Consider the following 12,403-nt stretch of genomic DNA (forward strand, 5'->3'; position numbering starts at 1 on the left):
GTTTTGAATTCTGACACAGAAAGTATTAACCTGCATCACCGTGGGCAAACACACAAACAAAGCTACCCTTGCCGGTCTTGTTATCGCACTGGGTATAATATACGGAGATATTGGGACTTCTCCTCTTTATGTTTTCAGCGAAATCATTGCTGACAGATCTATTACCGAAGACCTCATAATAGGAAGTCTTTCCTGTATAATCTGGACAATAACCCTTCAAACAACCATCAAATATGTAATACTGGTACTACAGGCAGATAACAAAGGTGAAGGAGGAATATTTGCTTTGTATGCCCTGGTAAGGCGAAGGCGAAAATGGTTGGTTATACCAGCCATGATAGGTGGCGCGGCGCTGCTGGCAGATGGGATGATAACACCCCCGATTACCATTACCTCCGCAATAGAGGGTTTGCAAAAGCTGCCTGCATTTCATAACCTTGATGAATATATCATTTATATTGTAATAGGTATACTTTCTTTCTTTTTCTTTCTCCAGCAATTTGGAACCGCATCCATAGGCAGGTTTTTTGGTCCTTTAATGACAATATGGTTTAGCATGTTAGCTGTATTTGGAGCCATACATCTGTTTGATGACCTGTCTATTTTACGGGCATTTAACCCTTATTATGCTATAAAACTGCTTAGTGTAAATCCGCAGGCCCTGTGGATATTGGGAGCGGTATTTTTATGTACTACCGGGGCGGAAGCCCTGTATAGTGATCTTGGGCATTGCGGCAGGGAAAACATACGTGTTTCATGGATTTTTGTGAAATCATGTTTACTCCTCAACTACCTTGGACAAGGCGCCAGTTTAATAAGTCATCACCTCAATGTTCCGGCGGGATCGCATGCTTCAATCAATCCTTTTTTTGACCTTATGCCCGACTGGTTTGTTTTACCGGGAGTAATTATAGCTACAGTAGCTGCAATCATCGCAAGCCAGGCCATGATCTCAGGTTCGTTTACGTTAATTGGTGAAGCAATACGGCTTAATCTTTGGCCAAGGCTGAAGATCAGGTACCCATCTGAAGAAAAAGGGCAGTTATTCATCCCTTCTTTAAACACGATATTGTTTATCGGTTGTGTTGGTGTAGTGCTGTATTTTCAAACCTCCTCCCGCATGGGAGCGGCATATGGACTGGCAATAATTGTAACCATGCTGATGACAACCATTCTCTTTGCCAACTATCTTGTTAAGAACAGGGTGGCTTCCGGGTGGATATGGCTGTTTTTGGTAGGATATATTACTATTGAAGGCGGTTACCTGATTGCATTACTGCAAAAATTTACGCATGGCGGTTATATTACGGTAATTATCGGCGGTGTAATGTTCCTGGTAATGTATATCTGGTTCAGGAGCAGAAAAATAAAGAACCGCTATGTTGAGTTTGTAAAGCTCGAAGATTATCTCCCCATGTTGCAGGAACTGAGCAATGATCCTTCTGTGGCGAAATATGCCACTCATCTTATTTATTTAACAAGCGCCAATAATCCTAAAGAAATAGAGCATAAGATCATCTATTCTATTCTTAACAGGAAACCCAAACGTGCAGATATATATTGGTTTGTGCATGTGGATACGCTGGATAACCCATATACCTGTGAGTACGAGGTGCAAACCATTATTCCCAATGAGGTAATAAGGGTTGAATTCAGGTTGGGTTTCCGTGTTGAGCCACGCATTAATATTATGTTCAGAAAAGTGGTGGAGGATATGGTGAAGAACAAAGAAGTAAATATTACCAGCCGCTACGAAAGCCTTCAGCGGAATAATGTTATTGGTGATTTCCAGTTTATCGTGATGGAAAAATTCCTGAGCATGGATAATGAATTGCCGTTCTGGGAAACATTGATCATGCGCGGATATTTCTGGATAAAGGAGATCAGCCTTTCGGAAGAAAGAGGTTTTGGGCTGGATGCGAGTTATGTAACGGTTGAAAAATTTCCGCTGATCGTTGCTCCCCTTACCAACTTAAAGCTTAACCGTATTTACAAGGATTAAATAGTTTCCCGGTTTGTAAATAAGACGGATGCATTCCAAATTGTCGCATGTAGGCACCACTTCTAAAGTAGATGCCTCGTGCCTCAGCATGACAAGCAGGAGAATGTATGTTGAACAATAGAACAAATGTTCAACAACAGCACTAACGCCGAACACTGCACTGCCTTTTGTCATGCTGAGGCAGGAGGCATCTGCACATGATTACCATACACGCGAAGATTTGGAATGCACTCAATAAGGCTTTATCTTATCTCCGTCTTTTATTATTTTCATGGTGTAAATATCGGATTGCATTGTCATCTACTATTTTGTATATAGCCGGAGCCATTATTCTTTTGCTGATCATAATATATTTTGTTCAGGAAAAATTCATCTTTAAGCCCGAAAAGCTGCCGGCTGATTTTAAGTTTGTATACGATGCTCCTTTTGAAGAGTTGTTTTTTGATATTGAACCTGGCGTGAGGATTAATGGTTTACATTTTTATGTAGAAAAACCGCTTGGTTTGATATTGTATTTCCATGGCAATACACGAAGCATCAAAGGTTGGGGAAAATATGCAAAAGACTTTTACCGCTATAAATATGATGTAGTATTGGTTGATTATCGTGGTTTCGGAAAAAGTACCGGCAAGCGCAGTGAAAGAAAGATGCTGGCCGATGTGCAGTTTATATATACACAGCTCGCCAATAAGTATAACGAACATCACATCATTGTATATGGAAGAAGCATAGGGAGCGGATTTGCGGCAAAAGTAGCTTCAGATAACAGGCCCCGCTATCTCATTCTTGATGCGCCGTATTATAGCTTTATAAAAGTGGTGGAACGTTTTCTGCCGCTCCTGCCTGTGAAATATGTATTGCGCTATCATTTAAGAACCGATAAGTGGATAAGAAAAGTAAACTGCCATACTTATATTCTGCATGGCACAAAAGATATGCTGATACCTATACGGCATAGCGAAAACCTGCAAAAATTAAGTCCGAATAAAATCACATTAATAAGAATAAATGGAGGAGGACATAATAATTTACCTTCGTTCCCCGAGTATCACAATTTTATAAGGGATATTTTAAAATATGACTGAAAGGGTTAAACTACCGGTGTCTCGTAAACGAAAATGGATCAGGCTGCTGAATATCCTGCTTGTTATTTACCTGCTCATTGGGGTTGCAGCATATTTTTTCCAGGATAGATTTTTATTTCATCCTGAGATTATTGCAAAAGAAAAGAAATTCAATTTTTCTGTTCCATATAAAGAAACGAATGTAGTATTAGATGAAGCGTATACTATGGACGTAGTTCAGTTTTTAACTGACGACAGCTTGGCAAAAGGCGTGGTATTATACTTTCATGGCAACAGGAAAAATATCGAATGGTATGCCAAATATGCCCCGGCATTTACAAGCAAAGGCTATGAAGTATGGATGATTGATTATCCGGGTTTTGGAAAAAGTTCCGGCAAACTAACAGAGCAAATATTGTATGATTATGCTGAGCAGCTATATGTAATGGCAAAAGCAAAATACAATGCGGATAATATAATTATATACGGTAAGTCGCTCGGCACAGGTATAGCCGCGTGGCTGGCTTCAAAAAAGTCTGCTAAACGGCTGATACTGGAAACACCGTATTACAGCATCACTTCACTTGCATCGCATTATCTGCCTGTTTACCCGGTAGGCAGGCTATTGAAATACAAGCTTCCAACTTATGCCCATATTAATATTATCAATGCACCCATCACTATATTTCATGGCACAGGCGATAATGTAATACCATACAGCAATGCTGCAAAATTAAAATCGCTCCTGAATCCTAAAGATGAGTTTATAACTATACCCAAAGGCGAGCATAATAATTTAAGTGAATTTCCACTGTTTAAAGAGAAGTTAGATAGTGTGTTGGCCTTGTGATAGTATCAGTAAAAGTCCGTCGGGAAGAACTTTTCTCATCTAAGGTAAATCTGTTATGCAGCAGTTAAGCATTAGTACAAAACTCCCGTCAGGTTTCTCCCCGCGTAAAAATGATTAAACTACCGCATCCGTGTTATGCGGCCAAAATGGCGGAGCATTTGAACGTCATCTGAAAAGAACCCTTAATACTTTATGGGTACCACATTCACCGATTGATTTTTTTTAATTTTATCAGGTATCGATTGAATAATCTCATTTTTCAATGCATCAATTAATCTCTTTTTTACAAAATCTCTTTGCACTACAATACTTACCTCCCGCATGGGAACAGGTTTTTTAAACTGCCTGATCAACTGTAATTGTTTCGCAGGCATATCAAGTGTAGCCAGTTCTGGCAAAATAGTAATACCATCGTTCAGGTCAACCATCCTTCTTAATGTTTCTATACTTCCTGTTTCATAGTCAAAATGGCTCCCGGCTGTGCTCATTTTCCTTAACTCGCATAAGTTTTCTATCTGCGATCTGAAACAATGCCCTTCTTCCAGCAACCACAATTTGTTGGGATCTATATCCTGTGCAAGCACATAATTTTTTTCATACAAGGCATTCTTCCGAGATACATAAGCTACCAGTTCCTCATAAAACAAAGGATATTCCTTTATCCCGCTTTTTTGCAAAGGGGTAACCAGTATTCCTGCATCAATAGATCCTTCGGTAAGCGATTTGATAATATTATCTGTAGTCATCTCGCTTACAATAAGCTTTACCTGCTTATACTTTGACGCAAAATTTTGTATAAAAAGCGGCAGAAGGTATGGTGCCAGTGTAGGAATAATGCCGAGCTTTAATTCGCCTGCAACTATTCCCTTTTTACTCTGCACAAGCTCGTGCATTACCTGTTTTTGTGCCAGGATGACCTTTGCCTGCTTAATAATTTCTTTTCCCATTTCAGTTGTTGCCACTGGCTGCTTTGTGCGATCAAAGATCATAATACCTAATTCCTCTTCAAGCTTCTGTATCTGCATACTCAGGGTTGGCTGGGTGATAAAGCAGCTCTCAGCAGCAAGTGTAAATTGGCGGTAGTTATCTAATGCAACAATATATTCCAGTTGGACGAATGTCATATTATAGAGAAAATCTATTCAAATGTAAAATTAAATCAATAAAGGAAATACGTTTTTTGTTCCGGGTACATTGATGGTAACCACTTTCAGATACAAATAAAAAACCCGGCACTAGAAAATGCCGGGCATCTTGTGTAGATTTTTTCTATACCCTTTATCTATTTAGAGCAGCTAAGTTAATGAATCTGTTGTTAATAATTACTAAAATTCTGTTTAAGAGAAATCTTTTCGTCTAAAAAATGCCAATGATTATTTTTTTTAAAAAGCACGTAGGTTTGTGGCGCTAAATAACAGGTTATGAACGAAAAATTAGTTGAAAGGATAAGGCTTGAACTGGAAGAAATACAGAAAAACGGGCTTTATAAGTCTGAAAGGATCATAGAAAGTCCGCAAGGGGCGGATATAGAAGTTAAAATTCCCGGTAAGGAAGGTTTAAAATCAGTGATAAATCTTTGCGCCAATAATTACCTGGGACTATCATCGCACCCGGAAGTTATTAAAGCTGCCAAGAAATACGTAGATACAAGGGGCTATGGACTGAGCAGTGTCCGGTTTATCTGCGGCACGCAGGATATTCATAAAGAGCTTGAAAAAAAGATATCCGCTTTTCTTGGTACAGAAGATACCATATTATATGCGGCGGCTTTTGATGCCAATGGTGGCGTATTTGAGCCGCTTTTTGATGAAAAGGATGCGATTATTTCTGATGCGCTTAATCACGCTTCTATCATTGATGGCGTAAGACTATGTAAGGCTCAACGCTTTAGATATAATCATAATGATATGGCTGATCTTGAAACAAAATTGCAGGAAGCGCAAAGTGCCCGCAGCCGTATTATTGTTACCGATGGTTCATTCAGTATGGACGGCACCATTGCCCAACTGGATAAGATTTGTGCGCTGGCTGAAAAATATGATGCTGCTATAATGATAGATGAATGTCACTCCAGCGGTTTTTTAGGAAAAACCGGCAGGGGAACGCATGAGTACCGTGGGGTGATGGGTAAAATAGATATCATTACCGGCACACTTGGTAAGGCCTTGGGTGGCGCTTCAGGCGGGTTTACCAGCGGCAGAAAAGAAGTAATAGATATGCTGAGACAGCGTTCCAGGCCGTATTTGTTTTCTAACACTGTTGCTCCAGGCATTGTTGGCGCTTCTATAGCAGTGCTTGATATGCTTAGTGAAACAACGGCGCTTCGTGATAAGCTTGAACAAAATACCAAATACTTTCGCAGTAAAATGACTGAAGCGGGCTTTGATATAAAACCCGGTGATCATCCTATAGTGCCCATCATGCTTTATGATGCAGTGCTGGCACAAAACATGGCTGCTCAATTGCTGGAAGAAGGTATATATGTGATCGGGTTTTTCTTCCCTGTTGTTCCAAAAGGGCAGGCACGTATACGCGTTCAGTTGAGCGCTGCCCACGAGCAGCACCATCTTGATAAAGCCATCGCTGCTTTTACAAAAGTGGGCAAAGCTTTGGGTATAATTAAATAGATTGGCGTAATACGGGTATTAATACCGTTGTATAATTTTATATAATAATGATAAAAAAATATTTTTCTTACTGTTTACTTATTATCTCCATTTTTACTGCAGGCTCCTGCTCAATGAATAATGTATCTGAAGACAATTCCTTAAAAAAGTTCTTTGATGAAAAGAAGGTTGATGGTTGTTTCGCGTTATTTGATAATGGAAGAGGAGTGTTTAAAATATATAATTTAAAAAGAGATACTACCCGGTTTTTACCTGCATCCACTTTTAAAATTGTAAATGCGTTGATTGCTTTGCAAACAGGCGTAGTGATGAATGAAAACAGTATTATTAAATGGGATAGCATACAAAGGCCAATACAAAACTGGAACCAGGACCTGAGTATTACAAAAGCATTTCAATATTCTTCTGTTCCGCATTTTCAGCAAATAGCAAGAACTATTGGTAAGGATAGCATGCAGAAATGGATTGATACCTTGAACTATGGTAATAAAACCATCGGTAATGCCGTTGATTCATTCTGGCTCGATAATTCCCTGTTAATTTCCCCGGATGAGGAATTAGGACTTGTAAAAAAATTATACTTTGATAAACTACCTTTTCGCAAAGGTGTGCAGGATGCTGTAAAAGCAATGATGCTGCAGGAAGATAACAGTAATTACAAGATAAGTTATAAAACCGGCTGGGGTTATAATAAAGAGGGGCATGCTATTGGCTGGGTAGCAGGTTGGATTGAGGAAAACCGGCATCCGTATTTTTTTGTGCTGAATACGGAATCTGCCGACCCCAATACTGACCCGGCTTTGAGAAAAGAAATTTTATACGGGATATTAAAGCAATTAGGCTTTTTTGAAGGAAAGATGTAGATTTTGTTAAGCGAAATTCATTAATAAATATTTTTCTTGTTTCGTTTTGAACATATAGAACACCTGTTGTTATTGCTGCTGATACCGGTGCTGGTATTGCTCTTTCTTGCGGTATTGCGCTGGAAAAAAAATACCAGCAGGAAAATAGGGGATGAAAAACTGGTAGCTCAGCTTACCAAAAGCTTTCTTCCCAAAAGATATCTTTTGCGGTTTATAATACTTGTAACAGGTTTTGGGCTTTTGGTGATTGCCGCAGCTAACCTGCAATCTGCCACTGAAGTGGAAAAAATAAACCGGCAGGGGATAGATGTAATGATTGCGCTGGATGTAAGCAGGAGCATGCTTTCGCAGGATGTAAAGCCGAGCCGCCTTGAAAAAGCAAAGCAATTGGCCAATAAATTGATGGATCAATTGCAAAATGACCGTATAGGGCTTGTGATTTTTGCCGGCAGGGCATATATGCAGATGCCACTCACCGCTGATCATTCCGCGGCGCGGCTGTACATCAACAATGCGTCGCCGGAAGCTGTGCCAACACAGGGTACGGTTGTTGCTGAAGCGTTACGGATCGCTAACACAGGCTTTAATAAGAAAGACAAAAAGTATAAAGCGGTTTTATTGATCACTGACGGCGAAGACCATGATGAGAAAGCAGAAAAGGTTGCAAAAGAATTAGCAGAAAACGGTGTTGTTATTAATACAATTGGGGTAGGTTCTACTGAGGGAAGTGTCATTATTAATCCTTTTACCGGGGAGCCAAAGCGTGATATGCAGGGAAATGTTGTTATTTCTAAGCTGAATGAGCAGGAATTGATGAATATAGCACATAATGCCAATGGTATATACCAGCAGTTGAATGATATTGAAACAGTAGCAGGTAAAATCCAGTCACAGGTATCTTCAATGGAACAGAAAGCTATTAGTGATAACAGTACTTTAAATTACAGGAGCTTTTTTCAATGGTTTTTGGCACTTGCCCTTATCGGGTTGATGGGTGAATTGTTCATATCAGAAAAGAGAACAGCAAAAAAAGCATGAAGTATATCGCTTTTATTATAATGTTCATTACAACCGGTCATTTTGCTTTTGGCCAGGAGGAAGCAGACCGCCTTATAAGCAAAGGCAATGAAGCATACCGGGCGCAGCAATATGAAAAAGCTGCGCAGGCATATAAAGCTGCGCTTGAAAAAGATCCCAATAATGTGAAGGCTTCTTTCAATATGGGTAATGCTTTGTTTAAAGAAAAAAAATTTGAAGAGGCTGCCAAAGTGTTTGAGGAAGCTGTAAAGCAAACAGAGGAAAAGAAAATGCAGTCGCAGTTGTATTATAATAAGGGAGTATCATTCACACAACAAAAAAAGCTGGAAGAAAGTATTGAAGCCTATAAGCAATCGCTGCGGATAAATCCCACAGATTCTCTTGCACGGGAAAATTTGCAGCGGGCATTGAACGAAAAAAAACAGCAGCAGCAAAAACAGCAGGAGCAAAAGCAAAATCAAAAGAAAGAAGAAAAACAACCTCAGCCCAAACAAAACAAACTTAACCAGCAGCAGGTACAGCAATTATTAAAGGCGCTGGAGGAACAGGAAAAGAAATTGCAGGATAAAACCATGAAGAAGCAGCAGTCAAATACTCAGCCTGAAAAAGACTGGTAGTGTTTTACCTTCTCCTGTTTTTTGCGAGATTTACCAGTAGCACGCCTCCTAAAATAACCGCCAGTCCTATTAACTGTACAAAAGTGATTTTTTCGTTTGCAAAAAACACCCCCAGCAAAACAGCTACAACCGGGTTTACATAAGCGTGTGTGCTTACCTGTGTTGCAGGCCGAACTTTCAATAGCCAAACATAGGAACTGTAGCCAACCAATGATCCCATTGTAACCAGGTATGCAATGGCTGCCCAGCCTGAAGGTGTAACATTATGCAGATCAAATTGACCCCAGTCGTTTCTTATCAACCCGGTAACAGCATAAGCCAGGCCTGCGCCTAACATTTGCCAGCCTGAGTTTACAGGGCCTGAAAAAGAAGTGGGTTTGTATTTACCATACAGCGAACCCGCAGCCCATGATATTGAGCCAATAGTGAGTACTCCAAGTGAAATGACCTCCCATTTATTGGCTGTAGCGGTTAACGCCTGTTGCAGGTTTTTACCAAAAAGAAAAAATATACCGGCAAAACCCAATAATATGCCTGCTATAGTAAAGCGGTTGGCAAAATTTTCTTTCCATTTGCTGTAATCCAGAATAATAAACCATACCGGTGAAGATGCAATGAAAACAGCAACAAGCGAACTGGCTAAATACTGCTCAGACCAGGCAACCGCGCCATTGCCGATATATAAAAGAAGCAGCCCGGTAATAAAAGCAGGAATGATATCACGCCATACAAATACTTTTTCTTTGTTTGCAATACACCACCCAAGCATTAGTACCGCCGCCGTAATAAACCTGAGCGAGCCCATAATCGTTACCGGCATATTGCGTATGGCAATTTGAATAAAAAAATAAGTGGACCCCCAAACAATATATATTACAGCAAAAGCGGCTATCACTTTTGCTGTTGAAACGGGCTGTGTATCGGCTTGCATTGCGGCTGCAAACCTAAACTAAAATATTCAACAGATTTGAAATTGGGGATTTGAGATTTGAAATTGGCCACAAAAGCAAGGTCATTCAGATGGGTAGGTAAGTGGAAATGTTGCTTCCGGTTCTGGTTATTGATTGTATTGTTTGCTGTTTATAGTTGGTACAACTGCTAACCACAAACTACAAACCATAAACGCCTTACCACTTATATTCCAGCAAAAAAATATTCCCCTGTTCATCCATCGATGTTGGGTATCCGTAGCTATTATAGCTGTTATATTTTGTTATGGAGTTGCCGGTATTTCCCTGTGGGTTAGTAGTATAATCAGTCCAGGCAGATGCGGTAATATTATTTTGATTTATGGAATAAGGGATGTTTTCTAAAAGCGTATATGCATTTTTATAAGGATTCTTCTTATCATCATATTGATAGCTGCGCTGCATATTTTTAACCGGTTCGCCTAAAGCATTCAACTGGTAATCTTCCGATAAAATAACATTCCCGCTTTCATCATAAGTGTATGTTGAATAAGCGTACAGGGAGCCGCCGGCAGCATATCTCGACACTTTTACAGGCAGCTTCTTATCATTATAGGTATAGGTAGTAAAAGAAGTCAGTTCGTACTGGTCGTTCTTTTTAGACAAATAGTTGGATTGAATAATAAGATTATTACTATACTCGTACTGTGTTTTACTATATATGTAATTAACCGCATAAAGCGATGAAGATATGTCCATCTGTATTTCACTGCTTGCAAGCTTATCATCCTCATAGCTGTAAACCCTTTTATAGCTGATGATATTTTTACTGTAATCTTTATATCCCAGTGCTGTTTTTATTTTGCCGTCAGCAGAATATTGAAATTCATTCTGTACTATTTCCTGCCCGTTAGATAATGCTTTTACAAAAGCTAGTGCAGCATCACTTCTGTTAACATTGGAAGGCGCCTCGTTTTTTTCGCAGCCTGCCAGCAAAATACAGATGGCGAATATGTACAATAATTTATTCATCCGGGGTTTACATGTGTATAATAACTACGATGACAAGGCTCAATTGGTTTGCGTTGCATCTGAATTTACTGCTGTGTAAGAATTTCCTGCAACCGGGCATTTACCGTATCATAATCAGTATAGCCATTGGCTACTGCGTATATTTTTGATGTATCAGTTTGCAGAAATAGTGCCGGGAAACCACTGACTTTTAATTGCCTGCAGATGGCAAGGTCTTCTTCCGCCTGTTCTTTAAATTCTTTTTGCTGCATTTGTATATAAAATTCTTCTGCCGGTATATTATATTTGTCAAGCAGGTGGCGGTAAGCTTCATTATCACATAAGTCCCTTCCCTCAAAAAACAGGGCGTATTGCAGGTCGGCGGCAAAAGCTATAGCCTGGTTGGGGTGATATTGTTTGAATATGCACATGGCTATTGCAGGTTTTTCTGAATTGGGAAACCAGTCGCTATCAGCAGGGTTTTCTATATGCCATAAAAAATCTTTCCCGAATTTCACTCCTGTTGTTTCTTCCACCGCTTTACTGGTTTCTGCAAAAAAAGAAGTCATTATGCTGATATGCAGGGGTTTTTGTGGGAGTATCATTCCGCCTGATACTACCTCAAAATCAAGGATTTGTTCGTAAATACGCTCCAATTTTGAAAGAATTGGGCTAAAACCATAGCACCAGCAGCAATAGGCATCGTAACAATAAATAAGTATTGGTCGCATTTTGTTGAGATGAGAAAAGCGAAGATATATAGTCTGCAACCGGTAATTAACAAAAAAGATGGTATTAAGAAGGAAAATAAATGCGCTGAGAACAAAATAAGCCGTACATTTGCGGCGTCAAAATTTGAGTTTGTACAGTCCCGGTAAAAGAAATGATTTAATCTGCTACGCATCTTCTGCTAATAGTTCAGTCGTCTTTTGTTCCCCTGTTTTCTCAGATTTCATTTTTAATTTAATTTCATAGTACTGATGAACATTTATGTTTCAAATTTAAGCTTCAACGTAGTTGATGAAGACTTAAAAGCGTTTTTTGAAGAATACGGTGAAGTTTCTTCTGCAAGAGTAATTACCGATAAATTCACTGGCCGTAGCCGTGGTTTCGGTTTTGTTGAAATGCCTAATGACGAAGAAGCTAAAAAAGCTATCAGCGAATTAGACAAAGGCGTTGTAGAAGGACGTGCAATTACTGTAACTGAAGCTAAGCCACGCGAAGAGCGCAGCAATGGCGGTGGTCGCGGTAATGGTGGCAACAGGCGTTCATTTGCAGGCAGCAATAACGGTGGCGGTCGCGGTCGTTATTAATCTCCTTCATTTGAAGCTGTAGCATAAGCTATTAACAAAAAGAATAAGATTGTATTGATTGCAGATATACAGCCTTATTCTTTTTTATTTGTAGAAGGTGTAAGGTCTAC

12 protein-coding genes are annotated in these 12,403 nt (G+C 39.6%); 8 read left to right on the top strand and 4 right to left on the bottom strand.

Going from position 1 to position 12,403, the window contains the following annotated elements; all coding sequences use genetic code 11:
* The first annotated feature begins 40 nt into the window (after positions 1 to 40).
* The 3 genes from DC498_RS14965 to DC498_RS14975 all read left to right on the top strand — a co-directional run bounded on the left by DC498_RS14965 (position 41) and on the right by DC498_RS14975 (position 3,916).
* Entirely contained in the window at positions 41 to 2,002 is a 1,962-nt protein-coding gene (locus DC498_RS14965) for a KUP/HAK/KT family potassium transporter (RefSeq protein ID WP_206197631.1), read from the top strand.
* 293 nt (positions 2,003 to 2,295) lie between these two features.
* A complete protein-coding gene (locus DC498_RS14970; protein WP_116875046.1) occupies positions 2,296 to 3,087 on the top strand; it encodes an alpha/beta hydrolase in 792 nt (263 codons plus the stop codon).
* Positions 3,080 to 3,916 (top strand): alpha/beta hydrolase, encoded by an 837-nt coding sequence (locus tag DC498_RS14975; RefSeq protein ID WP_116874982.1) that lies wholly within the window; start codon positions 3,080 to 3,082, stop codon positions 3,914 to 3,916. Before DC498_RS14970 ends, DC498_RS14975 begins: the two co-directional genes overlap by 8 nt.
* Before the next feature lie 182 nt (positions 3,917 to 4,098).
* On the opposite strand, the gene DC498_RS14980 is transcribed toward DC498_RS14975, so the two are convergent.
* Positions 4,099 to 5,040, bottom strand: coding sequence for a hydrogen peroxide-inducible genes activator (locus DC498_RS14980; RefSeq protein WP_116874983.1), 942 nt, complete (start codon positions 5,038 to 5,040; stop codon positions 4,099 to 4,101).
* Positions 5,041 to 5,337: 297 nt separating this feature from the next.
* Here DC498_RS14980 and kbl point away from each other — a divergent pair, with 297 nt between their 5' ends.
* The 4 genes from kbl to DC498_RS15000 are packed head-to-tail and all read left to right on the top strand — an operon-like array spanning position 5,338 to position 9,061.
* Positions 5,338 to 6,543: a glycine C-acetyltransferase gene (kbl, locus tag DC498_RS14985; RefSeq protein WP_116874984.1), complete on the top strand. Its 1,206-nt coding sequence runs from the start codon at positions 5,338 to 5,340 to the stop codon at positions 6,541 to 6,543.
* Positions 6,544 to 6,590: 47 nt separating this feature from the next.
* Positions 6,591 to 7,406 (top strand): class D beta-lactamase, encoded by an 816-nt coding sequence (gene blaOXA / locus DC498_RS14990; RefSeq protein WP_116874985.1) that lies wholly within the window; start codon positions 6,591 to 6,593, stop codon positions 7,404 to 7,406.
* A 36-nt stretch (positions 7,407 to 7,442) separates the two neighbouring features.
* Positions 7,443 to 8,444 carry a VWA domain-containing protein gene (locus DC498_RS14995; RefSeq protein ID WP_116874986.1) on the top strand — a complete coding sequence of 334 codons (1,002 nt, stop codon included), beginning with the start codon at positions 7,443 to 7,445 and terminating at the stop codon, positions 8,442 to 8,444.
* Entirely contained in the window at positions 8,441 to 9,061 is a 621-nt protein-coding gene (locus DC498_RS15000; protein ID WP_116874987.1) for a tetratricopeptide repeat protein, read from the top strand. The genes DC498_RS14995 and DC498_RS15000 overlap by 4 nt, the downstream gene beginning before the upstream one ends.
* Before the next feature lie 4 nt (positions 9,062 to 9,065).
* Here DC498_RS15000 and DC498_RS15005 read toward each other — a convergent pair whose 3' ends face one another.
* The 3 genes from DC498_RS15005 to DC498_RS15015 form a co-directional block, all read right to left on the bottom strand.
* Positions 9,066 to 9,992, bottom strand: coding sequence for an EamA family transporter (locus tag DC498_RS15005; RefSeq protein WP_116874988.1), 927 nt, complete (start codon positions 9,990 to 9,992; stop codon positions 9,066 to 9,068).
* Between the two features lie 196 nt (positions 9,993 to 10,188).
* A complete protein-coding gene (locus DC498_RS15010; protein ID WP_116874989.1) occupies positions 10,189 to 11,001 on the bottom strand; it encodes a hypothetical protein in 813 nt (270 codons plus the stop codon).
* Positions 11,002 to 11,066: 65 nt separating this feature from the next.
* Positions 11,067 to 11,711 carry a DsbA family protein gene (locus tag DC498_RS15015; protein WP_116874990.1) on the bottom strand — a complete coding sequence of 215 codons (645 nt, stop codon included), beginning with the start codon at positions 11,709 to 11,711 and terminating at the stop codon, positions 11,067 to 11,069.
* Positions 11,712 to 11,960: 249 nt separating this feature from the next.
* On the opposite strand from DC498_RS15015, the gene DC498_RS15020 reads away from it, so the two are divergent.
* Positions 11,961 to 12,293, top strand: coding sequence for an RNA recognition motif domain-containing protein (locus tag DC498_RS15020; protein ID WP_116874991.1), 333 nt, complete (start codon positions 11,961 to 11,963; stop codon positions 12,291 to 12,293).
* Positions 12,294 to 12,403: the final 110 nt, after the last annotated feature.

Source organism: Terrimonas sp. (assembly GCF_003075435.1).
Taxonomy (GTDB): Bacteria; Bacteroidota; Bacteroidia; order Chitinophagales; family Chitinophagaceae; genus Agriterribacter.

Coding starts and splice junctions, on each gene's coding strand:
- DC498_RS15005 (WP_116874988.1), bottom strand. CDS start 9,992: ATGCAAGCCGATACACAGCCCGTTTCAACAGCAAAAGTGATAGCCGCT.
- DC498_RS15010 (WP_116874989.1), bottom strand. CDS start 11,001: ATGAATAAATTATTGTACATATTCGCCATCTGTATTTTGCTGGCAGGC.
- blaOXA (WP_116874985.1), top strand. CDS start 6,591: ATGATAAAAAAATATTTTTCTTACTGTTTACTTATTATCTCCATTTTT.
- DC498_RS15020 (WP_116874991.1), top strand. CDS start 11,961: ATGAACATTTATGTTTCAAATTTAAGCTTCAACGTAGTTGATGAAGAC.
- DC498_RS14980 (WP_116874983.1), bottom strand. CDS start 5,040: ATGACATTCGTCCAACTGGAATATATTGTTGCATTAGATAACTACCGC.
- DC498_RS15000 (WP_116874987.1), top strand. CDS start 8,441: ATGAAGTATATCGCTTTTATTATAATGTTCATTACAACCGGTCATTTT.
- DC498_RS15015 (WP_116874990.1), bottom strand. CDS start 11,711: ATGCGACCAATACTTATTTATTGTTACGATGCCTATTGCTGCTGGTGC.
- kbl (WP_116874984.1), top strand. CDS start 5,338: ATGAACGAAAAATTAGTTGAAAGGATAAGGCTTGAACTGGAAGAAATA.
- DC498_RS14975 (WP_116874982.1), top strand. CDS start 3,080: ATGACTGAAAGGGTTAAACTACCGGTGTCTCGTAAACGAAAATGGATC.